The organism is Rickettsia koreansis (assembly GCF_046532895.1).
GTDB classification, from domain to species: Bacteria; Pseudomonadota; Alphaproteobacteria; order Rickettsiales; family Rickettsiaceae; genus Rickettsia; species Rickettsia rickettsii.
Genome location: NZ_WHLZ01000001.1, coordinates 735,194 through 755,241, shown reverse-complemented (window position 1 = coordinate 755,241; position 20,048 = coordinate 735,194). Strand labels below are relative to the sequence as shown.

Sequence of the window (20,048 nt, the reverse complement as noted above, 5' to 3'; positions counted from 1 at the left end):
AATAATTGACAAAGCAATCTCAGGAGTTATTTCATGAGATTGCCGCGCAGCCATACAGCTGTTCGCAATGACGGGTTTACTTTTAATACTATGGACAAGCCACGGTATGACGTGTTGGATAACAATTTAAAATTATGAAAATTCTTAAGAGTTTAGTTTTATTAGTTTTGTTTATGGCGATGCCAGCTAAAGCCGATGATGCTTTTTCATGGATGTCAACCAGTTTTGGCGGGTTAAAAAGCTTATTCGGTTGTTTAGAAGTGCCTAAATTTACAAGTTTTCAAGAGGGTAATATAGGAATTAGTTTATCTACAGCCGGAATTTGGCAATCAACAGGTAATACTGTTCAGAAAGGTAAATTGTTAAAAATAAATTGGTCTACTTCAGGTATTACTCCTGAACCTAGAAAATATCTAGTATTATATAGAATTGATCCAAGGTTTAGTATGCCGCAAGTTTTCATTAAAACTTATAATTATTCTAAATTACAATTTGAAGCTTTAGGATTTCCTCGTTTTGTTACGGACAATAACAGTGAAACACTGGGGACTATACCGCCTGATAAAGACCTTGATGCACTTTCATTTACTAAAATGTCTGATTCTGTTAAATATTTTAACTATTCTAACGGTAATTCGAGAATTGAAGTTAAGGCCGGCGATGTAGTAAATATTAGTTTAGTTGGTAAAGATAATTTTTTTAGCCCTAATACTCTAAAACTTCCTAATACCGTAGATAATATTTTAACACAGGAACTTGATAGCTCGATATTCGCTGCTTCTGCACTTTATACTCAAAGTAACCTTGGAGATTTTGATAATAGAATAATTTATTCTTCTGCAGAGCAGGTGTGTAATATGATAGATGAGGAAAGAAAAAGTGTATGTAGCGGCACGGGTACTGCTACAAAGTATAAAAATACCGATAATGGGGTAATAGTCGGTAAGCCTATGATAACGGGAGCGGTACAGTATTTCATGGGCTTAATTAATGCTTGTCCTGCTAATGCCGGTATAAATACTAGCCCTGCTTGCTATTACGATCAAGGTAGAGGGATGATAATTAAAGTAGGCGGGCAGGTTATTAAGGGACGAGATCAGAGTTTTGTAAATTCAGGCAGTACTCAAAGTAGCTTTATATATTATCAAGCCACCAGCGGTGGTACTATGGATTTTACTAGTGATTGGCAAGTTAGTAACATGTTTAGTAATTCAGCTTTAATGAGTGATTGGAGCCGAAATTTTTCAAATTATGCTAGTTTTGTAGATTATATAAATAAGAATGATTGGTCAGCTAATTTTTTATATTTTGGTCGTTATTCGATGATTGTTGAAATAGGTAATGGGGCAAATTCAATTAATCCTGGTGATCAACAAAATATAAAGTTAGAATATTTAATAACGTCTGATGGTACATTACCTGATCCATCTGTTCGTGGTATGCCGGTAGATTATAACTTTGCGACTGATGCCCCGCAAGATGGATATTTATGGTTAAGGGTGGTAAATCCTAATAGTAATATACAAGGGGTAGTTAGTGTAAATTATGCTAATTATACCGGTACAACTTGGTTTTCTGATATAATATATAACGGTGCTATTAAACCTATTACCTATCAGTTTAGAACTTTTAGTCAAAACTTTTATATTAAGTTAGTTAAAAATTCTGCAGTGCAGAATTTAGCTAAAGCTGCATTAACCCTTTATGTTACTATATTTGGGCTAATGTTCGTTGCAGGAGCATTAAAATTAACTGCCGTAGAAGTAATAACACGTATATGCAAAATAGCTATAGTAGCTTTTTTAATTAGAGAAGAAAGTTGGAGCTTCTTTAATACATACTTCTTTAGTGCATTTACTGACGGTATTGATTTCTTTGTAACTAACGTAGTAGGTGCTACAAGCTCTAGATCTAATATTTTTGGTTTTATTGATCCTATATTTGATAAATATACTAACGGTAGGATTTGGGGATTACTATTTATTGAATTATTACAGATACATAATGGTTTAGCATTTATCGCTATTATAACCATTTATTCACTTATTACTTATTTTAGAGCTATTTTAGAAGTTATAATAGGTTATGTTATTGCATTCATAGGGGTAACTGTTATGATTTCATTGGCACCGTTTTTTATAATATTAATGTTATTTGAAAAAACTAAAAGTTTATTTGATAATTGGATATCGACATTGCTTAGCTATGTAGTGCAGCCGACAATATTATTGATTTTCTTTTTATTGATAGATCAGGTTTTATCTGAGCAGCTTTTAAAAGTGGTAGTTAGAGCCTGTTGGGATACTCTTATACCAATAAAAATAGGGCTTGATTTAACAAATCTTGGTATTCCGATTCATTTCTCTTTTACATTACCGTTCCTACCCGGAATACCTTTCTATGTACCGGATGTTCCAGAAATTAGTAGCTCGAATATTCTAACGAACAATGCTAATACTTTCTTAGTATTATTTACTACGGCTTTATTATTTTATTCATATTGCTTGATGTCATATAGTTTAGTAACTTTTGTAAATATAGTAGTTGGAATGCTTACAAATGTTACACCGGCACGAATATCAGGAAATTATCAAGAACGTTCTGATCCTGTGGGAGCCGTTATGCAGGATATAGATTCAGTAACAAAACCGATTAAAAAGGCTGCAATGGCTCCGGCTAGAGTTTTCAAAGACAAGATAATTGATCAAAATTATAAAGCTAGAAAACCGGAAGGAGGTGGTGAATTTACAAATAAATTTCTTGCTGAGCGTAATGATGTGAAGAAAGAGGAAGGAGAGAAGAAAGAATAATTGTAAATATTTTCACCGTCATTGCGAGGAAATTGCATAGCAATTGACGAAGCAATCTCAGGAAATTAGTACTGCTTCATGAGATTGCCATGCTCCCTATGGTCGCTCGCAATGACATTGAAATTAAGACATATGGAAATAACACATAATAAATGAACAAAAATATTTTTATTACATTATTAATATCGCTATTGCTGCTTTCCGGTTGTACCGGTGATACTTGTATTGACCCTGATGATTTCGGTTTTATCAAAGTCAATGTCTCTGCTAGATATGATCCGGAAGAAATTACTTCAAGACAGGAAGGTAATCAGGTAGCACCATGGCGTGATAGTGCTTATAAAGTAAACGGCTATCCTTTAACCATTATGGTAAGACCGTGGAGTTATATACTTGGCGATAAAAATACTTCAGGTCAGTTATCTGCATGGTGTCCATGGTATGGTCAAAAAAATAACACAACTACTTTGGCTGCTTTTTGCGTTAAGCTACAACCGTGTACTTTTTGGGATAATACTAGACTTGATATGTGTACTCCTAATCCCGCAAATCAAAATGATGCAATGATTAGTAATGCTCCATGTATAATGACAGACGGTGTCGGGCTTTATTTTCTTATTGCCGCTAAAAATACCGATCCCAATATTTCACCGGACTCACAGCGTAAACCGCAAGGTATAACTCAGCATTTAGGAGAGGAGCTTACTTCGGGCTATGAATTTTATAGTATTAGTAGTACAGGAAAATTCTTGGAAGCCGGCGGTATAAATTATCAATATAAAGGTGAAGATAAGTCAAAATATGCTCAATCTCCTCTTTATTTTAAGATTATAGATAAATTTTATAATGATAATAGCGGGCAATATAGATTAGTAATAAAGTCCGGAGTTACTGATACTAGACCCGATCCGCTACAATTTTTAACGGATTTAATAAAAGGAGTATTATTTGGTAAGGATGGGATTATAAAGAAAACTTATCAACAAATAATTGATACGTCGGGTTATAGGATGAGTCTCTCGGCTATTTTAACTCTATATATAATGTTTACAGGCTTTTCCTTTTTAATAGGTAATATAAACCTTACTCATGTCGAACTTATAGTTAGAATATTAAAAGTTAGTATAGTCTCAATATTATTAAGTACGGATAAAGCTTGGACATTTTTTCATGATTATTTATTCGTATTTTTTATTGATGGGGTTCAGCAAATACTGCAAATAATTAATGAAGCTTCGGCTACTGGTCCCGGTTCTCAAAGCTTGCTTGGGTTACTTATTTCTCCTCAAACTTTATCTAAATTATTTTCTTTACTATTTGTTGATTGGCTTGGTTTTATATATATCATTCTATATTTAATAGCCTTATATTTTATTTTCTTTCTTATATTTAAAGCCACTATTATCTATCTAACCGCTCTTATAACTATCGGTATGATTATAATTATGGGACCGATATTTATTTGTTTCATGTTGTTTAATATAACTCGTTCGTTATTTGAGAATTGGTTAAGACAATTAATATCATATGCATTACAGCCTATAATTTTATTTGCCGGTATCGCTTTTATTTCAATGATCATCAGAACCGAAATATATTCAACGCTTGGTTTTGCGGTATGTAAACATGATTTTCCTAATTTAGGTCCGATAAATGAAATATTCGGTAGCTTCCTTGAGGATATAGATCCAAGCCTGGGTCATTCAATATTTTATTGGTGGTTCCCAGTACCGATGAAAGGCGGTATAAATAATTTCCACAAAGCAAATATATTAGTTCCTAAAGATCATATAATAGTAGATGATTCTTGTAAGAATGACCCTGATAAATGTAAGCATTGTGCTGCGTATGAGTGTATAGATGAACGCTATATTGAATTACCGTTTTTAGATTTAGTTAAAGATGCAAAAAGAATTAGTAATTTTATAAATGGGAAATTTGTCCAACTTGACGGGATATTACTAATTTTTGTGTCTATTTATTTGCTAAGTAAATTTAACGATACTGCTATATCGACGGCACAATTTATTGCCGGTACTTCAGGTAATTTAACAGACATACAAAAAGTTAATCAGCAATCTTATGAATCTGCAGCGAAACAAATGAATAGACCGCTAAATTATGTGGCTAAGACGGTAAGTGCACCTGTAACTAGCCGTGTAAGTGCAGGGAAAGAGCAAGCTCGTATGTTTTTTGCTGAGAAATTTGAAAATATGATGATGGGAAGGCTTGAAAAGCAAGCTCTCGGTTCTTCAGCAAATAAAACCGTACAAAATGAGGTTAAGAGAAAATACGGTATAGATTCTAAAGATGTAAAAATGAATGCTATTACGGATTATGAAAACGGTATTGCAGGATTATTAAAGAATTTACCTAAGGGGAATGAATTAAAAGCAAAAGAACTATCGCAAATGAAGTTTACTCAGCTTCGAGATAAAATTGCTGCAAATAAATATGGAGTGAAAGATTACGCTGCTTTAAGTAAAGAACAAAAAGCTGAGCTTGATAAGTCATTAAAAGATGCTAACTTACGTGAACTCGCTAGCGATGCAAACTTTACTAGAGATTATCAAGAGGCTTATAAAAATGCTCACCAAGAAATGTCTGGGCGAGGTGTTGGTCTGTTCGGTAAGAATATAGGAGTTCTTAGAAGCTGGCAAGAGATAGAGCATCGTGTTGATACAAAACGTAAATTAAAAGAAGAAAAGCGTGTAGGTATAGGCGAAAAAATATATGCAGGTTATACAGGAATAAAAAGAGGAGCTTTAACTGCAATAGTCGGTAAAGATTTACGTGATGCTTATGAGGGTAATCTAACCAGTGCCGAATGGCATGATTTTGAATATAACGATCCAAGGCTTAGAACTTATAGCGAAAAATTAAAAGATGATGAAAAAGCACGAGAACATGAAGAGCTCCAAATGCATATTAATAAGGAGGCGCTAGCTGCTCAAGCAGATATATTATCACCGGAATATCTAGCAAGACTAGAAAAAACAGGTAGATATAGTGATGTGGAATATTATCAAGAATTAGCTAAAAGAAAGCTTATTTATGAGGTGCATGGTAGGTTATTTGAGGAAGGTGAGCCGGTAATGATGGGCGACAGATTTATGCGTGAGAAAGCTACTGATTCTCAGATGTGTGATATGATAGATAACGCTCATAGAAAACATGCAGAATTTATAGATGGAGATCGATATATTCGTCGCCAAGAGCATTATGATATTATGCACGAGAAAGCCCAGGCAAATTTAGAGCAAACTTATAAAGAGCTTAAAGATCATTTCAAAAGAGATGATATCAAGATCGAAGAAATGCCGGCATTAATAGCACAAAAAGTTAAAGATACCGCCGAGGGAGCTGAAATAGACCAAAAGATTACTGAAGAGCTTAATAACTTTAATGCTGATGTTAAAAATTATGAATATAGTACTGAAGTATTAAATAAAATAGAGGATAGAAAGCAAGCCATTACCGATGAAGTCAATGCTCAGATCGATCAGATTAATAAATATAGAGAAAATGCCAAAATGCAAACCTATGTAAAGCCTATAGTAAACGAGGGTAGAAAGCTAAGAAAATTAGAAGATCATTTAAGAAATATGAAGTAGAATAACTAATAATTGTTTTTTAAACAATTATAGTATAATAGAATATGTAAAAACAAAAATATTGATGAACGATCAAACTAAAAATGGTTATGAAGAACTCAAGTATTTATCATCAGATAAAAGCTTAAAACCGCAAAAAAGTTGGGAAGAAATATTTACAGAACTAAGCTCAAATCCTACTAATGATTTTTTTTCTGAAGGAAGAGAAGATTCTCCACCGCAAGAACGAAATTGGAAATTATTTAAATGATTGATATATAGCTCTTATGTCATTCCCGCAGAAGCGGGAATGACATTAAGGGTATTTTTCAAACTACGCAACAATGCCTACACGGAATGCGAATATACACTGTTGCGTTAATAGCATTTAAGAAATGCCCGCTAAAAACAATAATTAGTTTTCCCTTTATTAATTAACTTATATACTATCTAATTAAGTTAGTGATTATTTATTCAGGGGTTTATGAAGAAGCAACATATAATAAACGAGACTTTTTTAGATGCCATTCTAGCTAAGAAATTAGGTACTACTTATACTCCTCCAAAAGAAATCAACGATCCTGACTTTGATGAAGCAGCAAAGCATTTCATCGATCTATTACTTAGAGCCGACGGCTTTAAGCCTGTTAAAACTGCAGTAGTTCATCCGATCGATAAAGAATCATTACTCGGTGCAGTTAGAGCGGCACAATTTAATGTAATAAAACCGGTCTTGATTGGTCCGCAACATAAAATTGAATCAGTAGCAAAAGTTAATAATGTCGATCTTGAGGATTATCAAGTAATTAATGTTGAGCATAGCCACGAAGCAGCAAAAAAAGCCGTAGAGCTTGCGAAGAAAAGGGAAGTTGTGGCTATTATGCAAGGGGCGCTTCATACTGATGAGCTTATGTCTGCGGTAGTTCATAAGAAGAATGGACTACGTACTGAACGTCGTATAAGCCATGCTTTCTTAATGGCAGTTGCTACCTTTCCAAAACCGTTTATTATTACCGATGCTGCTATTAATATTCGTCCTACTCAGCTCTTCAGTTTCAGGAAATGCTGATATATTAGTAGTACCTGATCTTGAATCAGGCAATATGCTTGCAAAGCAGCTAAAATATTTGGGTCAAGCGGTTATGGCGGGTATCGTTCTTGGAGCCCGTGTGCCTATTATTTTAACAAGTAGAGCTGATCCTATGGATATGCGTATTCTTTCCTGTGTACTTGCTGCGTTTATTTATAATCACACTAAGGCGAAGCTACATATCCAAGCAGGTAAATAATGAAAAATGTTATTTTAATAGCTAATGTCGGCTCATCTAGTTTGAAAATTTCTATTTTTGAAATTCAGAATAAAAAAGTTAAGGATAAAATTTATAATATTTTTTTAGAAAAAATGATAATAAAATATTATTTCATATAAATAAAAAACAGGCATCTGCTACCGACATTAAAGATGATGCTATTGCAATGATGATTGATCTTTTTGAAGATTGGTGGAAAAAACAAGAAAATCTCAAGTTAATTGCAACCGGTCGCCGTATTGTCCATGGCGGGAAAAATTTTAATAAACCGGTTATTGTTAATGAAAAAGTTAGTGAAGATTTAAGAGCATTAATACCTCTAAGCCCCTTGCATCAACCTTATAATTTGCAGGTACTGGCTTTATTTCTTCAAAAATATAAAGAAATCTCACATATAGCTTGTTTTGATAAGTCGTTTCATTTTACCAATCCTCCTATTACAAAAGCTTTCGGTTTACCGAAAAAATATTATGATAAAGGGATAATTCGTTATGGTTTTCATGGGTTATCATATAAATATATTAGCAGCCATTTTAACGAAATGACAAAGGAAGATTTCCTACAAAGACTATTATAGCTTATTTAGGACGCGGTAGTAGTCTATGTGCTATTAAAAACGGTCTTAGTTTAACAAGTTCCATGGGCTTTAGCGTACTTGACGGTGTTATGATGGGTACAAGGACAGGTAACCTTGATCCTGGAGTGGTGTTATATCTTATTGATCATGAGCAAATGACTACGAAAGAAGTAACCGAGTTACTATATAAGAAATCAGGATTACTCGGTATGTCCAGTGAAAGCTCCGATATGCGTACTTTGCTTGCCAGTAACTCACCTGATGCTAAATTTGCTATAGATTTATTTGTGTATCACATTGTACTTGAAATAGGTAAGCTAACTGCTGCACTTGAGGGAGTTGATTGTCTAATTTTTACTGCCGGTGTTGGATAGAATACCGCTGTAATACGAGAAATGATTACTGAAAAACTTTTATGGTTAGGCATTAAAATAGATGATGCAAAAAACCAAAAAAATGAGCATCTAATAAGCGCTGAAAGCAGTAAGGTTAAAGTTTTCGCTGTGCCGACAAACGAAGAGCTAATCATCGCTGAGGAAATGATGAAGTTTTTATAACACAAATTGGTTAATTTTTAATTACTTATACCTCTATTTTTCTTTATTAACTTTTTTTGAAATATATACAGCTATAGATATATTTTTAACTTAAATTTAGGGGGAAGTTATGCCAGAAGATTTTGATAAAAAGAAAGCAGAAAAACAAATAAAGGATATTAAAAATAATAAGATAAATCCATATAATGATGCAATGAAGAAAGATTCTAGAGTGGGTTGATGCAGAGGCAAGTTATAGCTAAAAACGCAGCAGCAGGTTATAAGACAGCATTAAAAATAGAGCAGCAAGCAAAAGAAGCAGGTATTAGTTTAGATAAAGATGCTATGAGACGCTTAGAGAAAATAACAAGTCCGTTTTATATAGCATCTGCTAAGAAAGCAGAATTTCAAAAATTCCAAAGTGATCAAGCTCATAAAACGCATCAACAAAAAGCTGAAGCATTTAGGAGTGGTACAACAGCTGCTGCTAAAAAACAAAGAAAAGAAGATTATAGGACAGGTGGGTGGGGTAAATAATTAAATTATAATTTTATTGCGTTAATTGGTACTGTCTACTATTTTAAACGTATGTCTATACTTCATGCCACAATCTTAACCGTTTTTCCTGAAATGTTTCCTGGAACTCTAGGACATTCTTTAGCAGGACAAGCGCTAAATAAAAATATTTGGTCATATGACGTTATTAATATTCGAGATTTCGGTTTAACTAAGCATAAAAATATTGATGATGAGGCTTATGGCGGTGGTAACGGGCTTATAATGCGTCCTGATGTTCTAGGCAGTAGCATAGATCATGCTCTTGCTTTAAATCCTAATGCTGAAATGTATTATCCTTCACCTCGCGGTAGAGTCTTTACCCAAAGCTTTGCTAAAGAGATGTTAAAAAATAAAAACCTCATATTCTTATGTGGACGTTACGAAGGGATTGACGAACGTGTAATTGAAGAGTATAATGTTCAAGAAATTAGTGTAGGCGACTACATTTTGTCCGGCGGAGAAATACCTACCCTCACCATTCTCGATTGCTTAATTAGACTACTGCCAGGTGTTTTAATGAACCAAAATACCTTATCTTCTGAGTCTTTTGAAGAAGACGGAGAATTTAAGGGTGGGCTTGAATGCAGCCTATATACAAGACCTGCAATTTGGCGTGATCGAGCTGTACCGAGTGTTTTGTTATCTGGTAACCAAAGGCTAATTAATGAATGGAAACAAGAGCAATCACATATGATTACTAAATTACGCCGTCCGGAGTTACTTAAAGATTTATAGAGTTAAGGAGTGAAAAAATGAATATTATTGACCGCTTTGAACAGGAAAATATTTCAAAGCGTACTGCAAATAAAAAAATTCCTGATTTTGAAGCCGGCGATACAGTTAAGGTAACTGTTAAAATTATTGATAGATCGATTGAGAAAGACGGTAAGGAAAAATTAACGGAAAGATTTCAAGCCTATGAAGGTGTAGTTATCGCAAAAAGAAATCGCGGTATTACTTCATCTTTCTTAGTACGTAAAATTAGCCACGGTGAAGGGGTCGAAAGACGCTTTATGATTTACTCGCCGATAGTACACTCTATTGATGTAGTAAAATACGGAGTAGTTCGTCGTGCTAAACTTTATTATTTAAGAAATAGAAGCGGCAAGTCGGCTAGAATTAAAGAGAGACATATCCCTATTGCTAAAACTAAGGCAGCAAAAGCTTAAATATATTGGTATCTCTTATGTCATTACTGCGAAAGAGTGCATTGCTACGTGAATACTAAATACGTCATTGCAAGCAGCCGTAGGCTGCGTGGCAATCTCATGAAATAATAACAAACTCCTTAGATTGCTTCACCAATTACTTCGTAATTTCCTCGCAATGACGTATGCCTCAAATCCCTAAAGTATCTCTATAAAGCTCAAGCATAGCGTCCTGCTCGGCAAGTTTATCTTTATCCAATTTCTTTAGTTTCAATATAGATTTCATAGCTTTAACATCAAATCCATGTGAAGAAGCATCTTGGAAGATATCTTTTACTTCTTGAGATAAATCAGCTTTTTCTTGTTCTAATCTTTCTATTTTGCTTATATATTGCTCTAATTGTTCTTTTACTACTACTTCTGACATAAAAAATCATTTAACCTTTTTGAATTTACTATATAATACAAATATAATCCTTATTCAACAAAATATATAATAATGCAAATTTATCCTTTAAGACTTTTACCTAATAAAATCGATTTTGATTTTATGAATTTTAAAAAAGTTAGCTATACTTTCTCAATTATTTTATCACTCATTAGCTTTATTTGGATCGGTATATATAAATTTAATTTCGGTATTGATTTTGCCGGCGGTATAGTTATTGAAGTAAGGCTTGATCAAGCTCCTGATTTGCCAAAAATGCGTGGGGTTCTAGGCAAGCTTGGAATAGGTGAGGTGGTCTTACAGAATTTCGGTAGTGAGCGTGATTTATCAATTAGATTCGGTAGTAGTAGTGAAGAAAATCTCATGAAAAATATTGAGTTAATTAAAGCATCTTTGCAAAGTAATTTTCCGTATAAGTTTGAATATCGTAAGGTAGATTTTGTCGGTCCGCAAGTCGGTAGGCAGCTAATAGAAGCGGGAGCTATGGCGATGCTATTCTCTTTCTTAGCGATTATGGTTTATATTTGGGTGCGTTTTGAGTGGTATTTCGGTCTTGGTATACTTATCGCCTTAGTGCATGACGTAATACTCGCTCTTGGGTTTATGAGTATGACAAAGCTTGATTTTAACTTAAGTACTATTGCTGCAGTGTTAACTATTATAGGTTATTCCGTTAATGATTCGGTAGTAATATATGATAGGATTAGAGAAAATTTACGTAAATATCATAAAAAAAATATCACGGAAATTATAAATTTAAGTATTAATGAGACTTTATCAAGAACTATTTTAACTGTCATTACCACGCTACTTGCCAATTTAGCCCTTATTCTTTTTGGCGGTGAGGCAATCCGTAGTTTTAGCGTACTTGTATTTTTGGGGATAATAGCCGGTACTTATTCCTCAATTTTTATCTCTGCTCCGATACTTACAATGTTTGTTAATAGGAAGTTTAATAAAAAAGTAATAGAAAGGTAAAGAATCGTCATTGCGAGCAGGCATTGTTGCGTGGACTGGCTTCATTGTCATTGCGAATGGCCGTAGGCTGCATGACAATCTCAGGATTTTGGCACGAGAGTGCTTTGTCAAAATTTTCAATTTTTCCTCGCAATGACGTTTTTAAGCCATAACGAGAATAGTTTATGCTAAAAGAAGAAGACAAAATTTTTACTAACCTACATGGGCAGCAAAGCCATGATTTGAAATCTAGCAAGAAGCGAGGCGATTGGGAGAATACTAAAGCTTTGCTTGATAAAGGTAGAGATTTCATCGTTGAAGAGGTTAAGAAATCAGGGCTTAGAGGGCGAGGAGGTGCCGGATTTTCTACCGGTATGAAATGGTCATTTATGCCTAAAAATTTAGAGAAATCTTGCTATTTAGTAGTAAATGCCGACGAGTCTGAGCCTGGCACTTGTAAGGATCGTGATATATTAAGGTTTGAGCCGCACAAATTAATAGAAGGTTGCTTGCTTGCAAGCTTTGCTATAGGAGCGAATAATTGTTATATCTATATTAGAGGTGAGTTTTATAATGAAGCATCTAATATTCAGCGTGCCTTAGATGAAGCCTATAAAGAAGGGTTAATAGGAAAGAATGCTTGCGGTTCGGGCTTTGATTGTAATATTTATTTACATCGTGGGGCGGGTGCTTATATTTGTGGCGAAGAAACGGCATTGCTTGAAAGCTTAGAGGGCAAAAAAGGTATGCCTCGTTTAAAGCCGCCTTTTCCTGCCGGCTTTGGGTTATATGGCTGCCCGACTACTATAAATAATGTTGAGTCTATTGCAGTAGTGCCAACCATTTTAAGACGAGGAGCTAGCTGGTTTGCTGGTATAGGTAAACCTAACAATACGGGAACTAAGATTTTCTGCATATCAGGGCATGTTAACAAGCCTTGTAATGTTGAGGAAGCAATGGGTATTTCGTTAAAAGAATTGATTGAGAAATATGCGGGTGGTGTTCGTGGTGGATGGGATAATCTTAAAGCCATAATCCCGGGCGGTTCTTCCGTGCCTTTACTTCCTAAGTCATTATGTGAAGTGGATATGGATTTTGATAGTTTAAAAACCGCAGGTTCTGGACTTGGTACAGGCGGTATTATAGTGATGGATAAATCTACCGATATTATTTATGCAATAGCAAGGCTTAGTAAATTTTACATGCATGAATCTTGCGGGCAATGTACTCCTTGCCGTGAGGGTACGGGCTGGATGTGGCGAGTCATGATGCGGCTAGTTAAAGGTAATGCCAAAAAATCTGAGATAGACGAACTCCTTAGCGTTACGAAAGAAATAGAGGGGCATACTATCTGTGCTTTAGGTGATGCGGCAGCTTGGCCGATTCAAGGGCTGATACGCCATTTTAGAAGCGAGATTGAGGCGAGGATAAAGAGTTATAGCGTGGTTTGACTTTATCGTCATTGCGAGGAGATATTGCCTGCGTGGATACTAAGCTGTAATTGCGAGCGACTGAAAGGAGAAAGGAGCTTGGCAATCTCATGAAATAATAACAAACTCCTGAGATTGCTTAGTCAATTACTTTGTAATTTCCTCGCAATGACGATTCCAATTTATAAATAATTAAGAGATTATGCAAACAGATAATACAAAATCAAACACTAATAAAACAGCTAAGCAAGAGTGGGGGTCTTTTGCTTTTGTAATATGTATTGCTTTACTTATTAGAATACTTATTATGGAGCCGTTTACAGTTCCGACCGGGTCTATGAAAGCAACCATACTTGAGAATGACTATATATTTTCTACGAAATATAGTTATGGTTATAGTAATTATTCTTTATCTTTTTTTGATTTTATTCCTCTTTTTCAAGGGCGAATATTTGCTCATGAACCGGAGCGTGGCGATATTGTAGTTTTTCGTCCGCCTAACGATATGAGTGTTAGATATATAAAGCGTTTAATAGGGCTACCCGGCGATAAAATTCAATTGATTGATGACGTAATATATATTAACGACAAAAAAATAGAACGCAAAGAAGTTGGAACTTATATAAGCGAAGAGGGAATAAAATATTTAAAGTTTAAAGAAACACTGCCAAACGGTAGAACATATTTTTCTTATAAGCTTGCTCCTATTTATGGCGTTATATATAATGATAGATACGGTAATACGGATGTTTTTTATATACCTGAAGGGAAATATTTCTTTTTAGGGGATAATAGAGATCAGTCAAATGATAGTAGAGTAAATCTTGGATTTGTACCGTTTGAAAATTTTATTGCTAAAGCACAATTTATTTGGTTCTCAACAAAAATAACTTGGTGGGATAATGATATAGGAGTTATTAATCTAGTACTAAAGTTAAAGCCATGGATTGAATCTGTTAGGTTAAATCGAATTTTCAGAAATCTTTATAACACGGATGCGTAATGGAATCATTTGAGAAGTTAGAAAAGCTACTTAGCTATAGTTTCAAAAATAAAGAGCTTTTAATAGAGGCGTTAAGTCATCCGTCTTTAAGACAACATCACGAGTACAAGGATGATAAAGATTATGAACGATTAGAATTTCTAGGTGATGCCGTATTAAATTTAGTAATCACAGAAATTTTATTTAGAAATTTTGCAAATTATAATGAGGGGAATTTAGCTAAAATTAGATCATATTTGGTTTGCAAAGAAACAATATGCATGGTTGGAGCTAAACTTACTTTAAAAAATTATATAATTATGACTCATGGCGAAGAAGTAGCAGGCGGGCGTGATAATCTTAATAATATAGAAAATGCCACGGAAGCTTTAATTGCAGCTATATATCTTGATAGCAATATTGAAACAATCCATGATATTATCGAGAAGTTATGGGCAGAATTTATAAAAGTTCAGAATTTAACGGATTATGACCCAAAAACTGCTTTACAAGAATGGGCTCAAGCTAGTGATCATCACCTACCTATATATCGTCTGATAAAAAGAGAAGGAGCCTCCCATTCATCGACTTTTACGGTTCTTGTAAAAGTAAAAGATTATGAACAAACAGGCACTGGTCACACAATAAAAGAAGCAGAGAAAAACGCAGCACGAAGCTTATTGCATAGACTTAAAAATGACTAATAGACATCTTGCCAAACCAGCTTATAGAGAGGAATTTAAAGGAGACACGGAAGCACTTGCCGCAGCAGCGGCGTACACACTAGTACGCGAGGAGGCGAGTACTGGATCGACGTCTAAATTACCTCTAGAAGTGAAGTTTGGGAAGATATCTAATCAGAAAACGGTATCGGTTTGTATAATCGGGCGACCTAATAGCGGAAAATCAACTTTATTAAACAGAATAATCGGTGAGAAGCTTTCAATCGTTACCCAAAAAGTTCAAACTACTAGGTCAATTATTACCGGTATTATTACCTTAAAAGATACGCAGGTAATTTTATACGATACGCCCGGTATATTTGAGCCGAAAGGGAGCTTAGAGAAAGCAATGGTAAGATGTGCGTGGTCTAGTTTGCATAGTGCAGATTTAGTTCTGTTAATTATTGATAGTCTAAAGTCGTTTGATGATATAACGCATAATATTTTAGATAAGCTTCGCTCACTTAATATTGTTCCGATATTTTTATTGAACAAAATAGACATCGAATCAAAATATCTAAATGACATTAAAGCTTTTTTAACAGAAAATCATCCTGATAGCTTACTTTTTCCTATATCTGCTTTATCAGGCAAAAATATTGATGGATTACTTGAATATATAACAAGTAAGGCCAAAATTTCTCCTTGGCTTTATGCGGAAGACGACATAACGGATTTACCTATGCGTTTTATTGCAGCAGAAATTACAAGAGAGCAGTTATTTTTAAATTTGCAGAAAGAACTCCCGTATAAATTAACCGTACAAACCGAAAAATGGGAAGAGCTTAAAGACAAATCCGTAAAGATTAATCAAGTTATAGTAGTTTCAAGAGAGAGCTATAAAACTATAATACTCGGTAAAAACGGCTCTAAAATCAAAGAAATAGGAGCAAAATCCCGAATGCAAATGGAGAGGTTTTTTGGATTTCCTGTTCATTTATTTTTATTCGTTAAGGTGCGTGAGCTGTGGGAGAATAATCAAGAATTTTATCAGTATATGAAGATATAAAGTTGTCACCCTGTGGCTTGACAGGCTTTGTTGGATGGTTTTCGATGTCATTCCCGCTTTCGCGAGAATGACATAAAAGCCATATAATAATGCCAATAAAAATAACATTAAATAATCATGATAATACTTGGGATTGATCCGGCACTTGGGAGTCTTGGATGGGCAGTAGTGGCAAAGGAGACCGCACAGTTGAAATATTTAGCTAGTGGTATTATTAGAACAAATAGTAAGGATGCAATTCATCATAGACTTGCTTTTATTAATAGTACATTAGAAAAAGTAATATTAGAATATCAACCAAATATGGCAGCGATTGAAGAAACATTTGTTAATACTAATAGCGTGACTTCTTTAAAGCTTGGATATGCTAGAGGGGCGATAATGTCGCTGATCGGTAGATATAATTTGGACATGCGAGAGTTTAAGCCAAATACGGTAAAAAAAACCGTAACAGGATATGGGCATGCAGAGAAAGACCAAATTTTGCATATGATAAAGCTTTTGCTGCCTGGCACTGCCTTAATTACCAATTCTGATGAAGCTGACGCCGTAGCGATTGCCTATACCTGCTTAGTTACAAAAAATTATTAAAATGAATCCAATAATAATATTAGTTGCCCCGCAAATGGGTGCGAATATAGGTGCTACTGCAAGAGCAATGAAGAATTTTGGTTTAAATGAGCTTAGAATCGTGGCTCCAAGAGACGGCTGGCCTAATGAGCAAGCACGTAGTAATGCAGTCGGAGCGGTTAATATTATAGATCATGCAAAAATTTTTGATAGCCTAGAGGATAGCATTAAAGACCTCGAATATTTATATGCTACTACTTGCATTAAAAGGGCTATGAATAAAGATTATGTATTTTCACAAAATTTACCTTTAGATTATCCAAATTCTGAAAAAGTCGGGATAATGTTCGGGCGGGAAAATAATGGGCTTAGCAACGAAGAAATCGCATTTGCTAATAAGATTATCACTATTAATACAACCGAATTTAGCTCATTAAACATTGCTCAAGCGGTTATTATTATATGCTATGAGTTGTTTCGTAATTCTACGCCCAGAGAGGATTTACATAACATTCAAAAATTAGCTACTAAAGAAGAAATAGAGCATTTTTTAGTAAATTTATTCGGCAAACTCGATAAAGCCGGATTCTTCGAGGCTCCCGACAAAAAAACTGCTATGCAACAAAACATCACTAATATATTTACACGTATAAATAGTTTCTCTTCCCCTGAGGTCCAAACTCTGCAAGGTATTATTAAATCTTTAAATCAATGATATTTAGTAATTTCTTAAGTTCAGGAACATAATTTCTTATTCGGTTATATATTTTATCAGCAAGCTTTTTATCGTAAGTATGAGAGGTCATATTACGATCAGTAAGCATATAAATCCATAAACTCTCATCATTTATAATACCGGCAACAAAAGCTTCCTTTATAACTTCTTTAGGATAGTGAAGAACTGTGCCTTTTTGAGAAAAATATTCTTTTAAAAACTTCCAAGCGAGTTCAAAAGTCAATTCAAATCTTTGTATAGTGGCACCAATATAAGCCCTATCTTCTGTTGTCGATTTTAAATAAATATCTTCAAGCGTCATAAAAGCTTTATGCAATTTTTTAAGTTTAAGGTTTATTTTTGACATATATAATTTTTTTTTCTTTTAATATATTTTTATAAAGTTCAGAGCTTATTTTAGTACTTTCAAACCTTACACAATCTATTTTTAAAAGCGTGTCAGCATTCTCTATAATAGACATAACTTCTAGCCATGCTTGATCTGTAATATTAGGGCAGATAATTGCAATATCAATATCGGAACGCTCATCGTTATCCCCTCTAGCACGAGAGCCAAAAAGCCATATTTCGTTGACAAACGGTAAAGATTTTAGCTTATTAATGAATATATATGATTGTATATCTTTATCCATATAATTACCAGCTTTTGATTAAAGATTTAATAATTTCAGCTACTCTTTCTGCTTCATTTAAGGGTTTGTAGCTATATTCTTCTAGATCAATAGCCGACTTATCAAAAATTCTTGCTATCTTCTGTTCTACTAACTGCTTTATAAAAATCTTATGCTTTGAAGAATTAAAGTTTGGTGGGCAGAATATATAAAGAGGCTTGCCGCTTGAAGCTGCTTCACTGCACATTGAGATTGAGTCGGCCGTAGAGATTATATATTTTGCCTTGGAGAGCATAGCTATATAAGGATTATAGCCTGCGTCTTCGTTCGGGTCATAAATAATTGTGGAGGACGGCATATTATTTTTAATAATTGATTTTACAGTGTGTGGTGTACGTCTACTAAAGCTAATGAAAAAAGGTATTTTTTGATTAGTATATATTTTATTTAATAATGAAGCAAATAAAACTGCTTCATCTTTATGGAAATTAAATTTTTTATTATTTCCACCAATTATCACTGCAATAAACTGTTTAAGATTAGGATAATGTTTTTGGAGTTCCAAGCTCGCTGCGGCGAACTGTTCGGTTACGTTGTTGATAGCTCCGTTGATGGGGATGATGTTTTTAACGTCGTCATTGCGAGGAAATACGAAGTATTGACGAAGCAATCTAGTAAAAAAGCCCTGAGATTGCTTCAGCCACTTTGTGGTTTCGCAATGACGTTGGTCATGATAAGGCAGAATAACGGCATCAAATGCATTGTAAGGAAGATGAGGCTGCATTATTTGTATTAACTTGATATCTTTAAATTTCTTTTTTAAATAAAATGCTAGTACTGCCGTTCTTCTTCCAGCGGTAATTATCATATCAGGCGGGGACTTATCCAAAAGATACTGCAATAGCTCACTTTTTATATGAATAGGATAATATTTTAGTAAAAAGTTCGGTAGCTTAGCTAAGCAATTATATTCAAGCTTAATTGTTGTATATTCTTCCGTTAATTTTTCAGCAAGTGCAATAGCCTGATGGGTATTGCCTGTTCTATCATCCGCTAATACGTGTATTTTCATTGTAAATACTTCTCTAAAGGTAATGTTAATAAGTTTGTTAGAGGTAGTGATTTATCGCAAGCCTTGGCTATTTGCGGTGTGATAGGAATTTGAGCGATTAGTGGTATATTATATTTTTGTGATAAATGTCCGCCACTATTATTTTTAAGCATATAGCTCATATTCTCAATTATTCCCAAAATAGGTAAATTTAGTTTTTGATATAAATCTATAGAACGTATTACGTCTATTTCTGATATTTTTTGTGGTGTAGTTACGATTATTACGCCGTCTAAATGATAATTTTCTAGTATACTTAAATGAATATCACCTGTCCCCGGCGGCATATCGATAATTAAATAATCTAAATTATCCCATTTTGTTACCGATAATAATTGATAAATAGTCTTACTCGCCATAGGACCACGCCAAATAATTGCCGAGTGGTCTTTCACGAAGAAGCCTATAGATATAATTTCGATGCTTTGAGCAAGTACCGGTATTATTCGTCCATCTTTCGTTTGCGGTACTTCGTTAATGCCGAATATATGCGGAATTGACGGACCGTAAATATCTGCATCTACTATCCCGACTCGGTAATTTGCTAGACTTAACTGCTGAGCGATAAGAGCCGATATTGTAGATTTTCCGACTCCGCCTTTACCTGACGCTACTAAGATAATTTTTTTTACATTTTCTACAAAATGTTTTGGTTTTTGAATTTTTTCCTCCATCGGTTTACTTTCGGTAAAAACAATTGTTATTTTATTTACTTCCGAAATCTCGTTAAGTTTATTAATTGCCTTAAGTCTAATTTCTTCGGCTTCTAACTTGTTTTTACCTGATATATCTATTGAGAAACCGATATTATTACCTTTAATTATAATATCCGATATAACTTCATTTAAAAAAGTACCGTCTTTAAAGGTAATATGCTGAATTTTATCTATAATTTGTCGTTGGTGTAAATTCGCCATAATTAAATTTCCTTTTTAAAGCT

At 34.2% G+C, this 20,048-nt stretch carries 18 protein-coding genes and 2 pseudogenes; 15 read left to right on the top strand and 5 right to left on the bottom strand.

Going from position 1 to position 20,048, the window contains the following annotated elements:
• Positions 1-134 precede the first annotated feature (134 nt).
• The 8 genes and pseudogenes from GCO76_RS04210 (at position 135) to rplS (ending at position 10,553) form a co-directional block, all read left to right on the top strand.
• Complete coding sequence (locus GCO76_RS04210) at positions 135-2,810, top strand: TrbL/VirB6 family protein (protein WP_103897320.1); 2,676 nt, start codon at positions 135-137, stop codon at positions 2,808-2,810.
• A gap of 152 nt (positions 2,811-2,962) precedes the next feature.
• Positions 2,963-6,424 (top strand): TrbL/VirB6 family protein, encoded by a 3,462-nt coding sequence (locus GCO76_RS04205; protein ID WP_410956270.1) that lies wholly within the window; start codon positions 2,963-2,965, stop codon positions 6,422-6,424.
• Between the two features lie 64 nt (positions 6,425-6,488).
• Complete coding sequence (locus tag GCO76_RS04200; protein WP_410956269.1) at positions 6,489-6,674, top strand: hypothetical protein; 186 nt, start codon at positions 6,489-6,491, stop codon at positions 6,672-6,674.
• Between the two features lie 213 nt (positions 6,675-6,887).
• Positions 6,888-7,692: pseudogene (locus GCO76_RS04195) on the top strand (phosphate acyltransferase).
• Positions 7,692-8,847, top strand: a pseudogene (locus GCO76_RS04190) (acetate/propionate family kinase). The pseudogenes GCO76_RS04195 and GCO76_RS04190 overlap by 1 nt, the downstream one beginning before the upstream one ends.
• 219 nt (positions 8,848-9,066) lie before the next feature.
• A complete protein-coding gene (locus GCO76_RS04185; protein WP_410956268.1) occupies positions 9,067-9,363 on the top strand; it encodes a hypothetical protein in 297 nt (98 codons plus the stop codon).
• Between the two features lie 51 nt (positions 9,364-9,414).
• Positions 9,415-10,119: a tRNA (guanosine(37)-N1)-methyltransferase TrmD gene (trmD, locus tag GCO76_RS04180; RefSeq protein WP_410956267.1), complete on the top strand. Its 705-nt coding sequence runs from the start codon at positions 9,415-9,417 to the stop codon at positions 10,117-10,119.
• 17 nt (positions 10,120-10,136) lie between these two features.
• A complete protein-coding gene (rplS, locus tag GCO76_RS04175; protein ID WP_014013863.1) occupies positions 10,137-10,553 on the top strand; it encodes a 50S ribosomal protein L19 in 417 nt (138 codons plus the stop codon).
• Positions 10,554-10,722: 169 nt separating this feature from the next.
• On the opposite strand, the gene GCO76_RS04170 is transcribed toward rplS, so the two are convergent.
• Positions 10,723-10,959 (bottom strand): DUF2312 domain-containing protein, encoded by a 237-nt coding sequence (locus GCO76_RS04170; protein WP_004996682.1) that lies wholly within the window; start codon positions 10,957-10,959, stop codon positions 10,723-10,725.
• A 72-nt stretch (positions 10,960-11,031) separates the two neighbouring features.
• Between GCO76_RS04170 and secF the strand changes: the two genes are divergently transcribed.
• The 7 genes from secF to GCO76_RS04135 all read left to right on the top strand — a co-directional run bounded on the left by secF (position 11,032) and on the right by GCO76_RS04135 (position 17,365).
• The gene (gene secF, locus GCO76_RS04165) at positions 11,032-11,958 is read left to right on the top strand and encodes a protein translocase subunit SecF (protein WP_410956266.1); all 927 of its coding nucleotides are present in this window, start codon (positions 11,032-11,034) and stop codon (positions 11,956-11,958) included.
• 164 nt (positions 11,959-12,122) lie between these two features.
• Positions 12,123-13,388, top strand: a complete 1,266-nt coding sequence (gene nuoF / locus GCO76_RS04160; RefSeq protein ID WP_410956265.1) for an NADH-quinone oxidoreductase subunit NuoF — start codon at positions 12,123-12,125, stop codon at positions 13,386-13,388.
• A 181-nt stretch (positions 13,389-13,569) separates the two neighbouring features.
• Positions 13,570-14,370 carry a signal peptidase I gene (gene lepB / locus GCO76_RS04155; protein WP_410956264.1) on the top strand — a complete coding sequence of 267 codons (801 nt, stop codon included), beginning with the start codon at positions 13,570-13,572 and terminating at the stop codon, positions 14,368-14,370.
• Positions 14,370-15,053 (top strand): ribonuclease III, encoded by a 684-nt coding sequence (rnc, locus tag GCO76_RS04150; protein ID WP_410956263.1) that lies wholly within the window; start codon positions 14,370-14,372, stop codon positions 15,051-15,053. The genes lepB and rnc overlap by 1 nt, the downstream gene beginning before the upstream one ends.
• Positions 15,046-16,080, top strand: coding sequence for a GTPase Era (gene era / locus GCO76_RS04145; protein WP_410956262.1), 1,035 nt, complete (start codon positions 15,046-15,048; stop codon positions 16,078-16,080). The genes rnc and era overlap by 8 nt, the downstream gene beginning before the upstream one ends.
• A 117-nt stretch (positions 16,081-16,197) precedes the next feature.
• Positions 16,198-16,671, top strand: a complete 474-nt coding sequence (ruvC, locus tag GCO76_RS04140) for a crossover junction endodeoxyribonuclease RuvC (protein ID WP_014120519.1) — start codon at positions 16,198-16,200, stop codon at positions 16,669-16,671.
• Position 16,672: 1 nt separating this feature from the next.
• Positions 16,673-17,365, top strand: coding sequence for an RNA methyltransferase (locus GCO76_RS04135; RefSeq protein WP_410956261.1), 693 nt, complete (start codon positions 16,673-16,675; stop codon positions 17,363-17,365).
• Here GCO76_RS04135 and GCO76_RS04130 read toward each other — a convergent pair.
• The 4 genes from GCO76_RS04130 to GCO76_RS04115 are packed head-to-tail and all read right to left on the bottom strand — an operon-like array spanning position 17,346 to position 20,025.
• Positions 17,346-17,732 carry a nucleotidyltransferase substrate binding protein gene (locus GCO76_RS04130; protein WP_410956260.1) on the bottom strand — a complete coding sequence of 129 codons (387 nt, stop codon included), beginning with the start codon at positions 17,730-17,732 and terminating at the stop codon, positions 17,346-17,348. The genes GCO76_RS04135 and GCO76_RS04130 overlap by 20 nt on opposite strands.
• Complete coding sequence (locus tag GCO76_RS04125) at positions 17,713-18,018, bottom strand: nucleotidyltransferase domain-containing protein (RefSeq protein WP_410956259.1); 306 nt, start codon at positions 18,016-18,018, stop codon at positions 17,713-17,715. The genes GCO76_RS04130 and GCO76_RS04125 overlap by 20 nt, the downstream gene beginning before the upstream one ends.
• 4 nt (positions 18,019-18,022) lie before the next feature.
• Entirely contained in the window at positions 18,023-19,069 is a 1,047-nt protein-coding gene (locus GCO76_RS04120; RefSeq protein WP_410956258.1) for a mitochondrial fission ELM1 family protein, read from the bottom strand.
• The gene (locus GCO76_RS04115; RefSeq protein ID WP_410956257.1) at positions 19,066-20,025 is read right to left on the bottom strand and encodes an Mrp/NBP35 family ATP-binding protein; all 960 of its coding nucleotides are present in this window, start codon (positions 20,023-20,025) and stop codon (positions 19,066-19,068) included. The genes GCO76_RS04120 and GCO76_RS04115 overlap by 4 nt, the downstream gene beginning before the upstream one ends.
• Positions 20,026-20,048 lie beyond the last annotated feature (23 nt).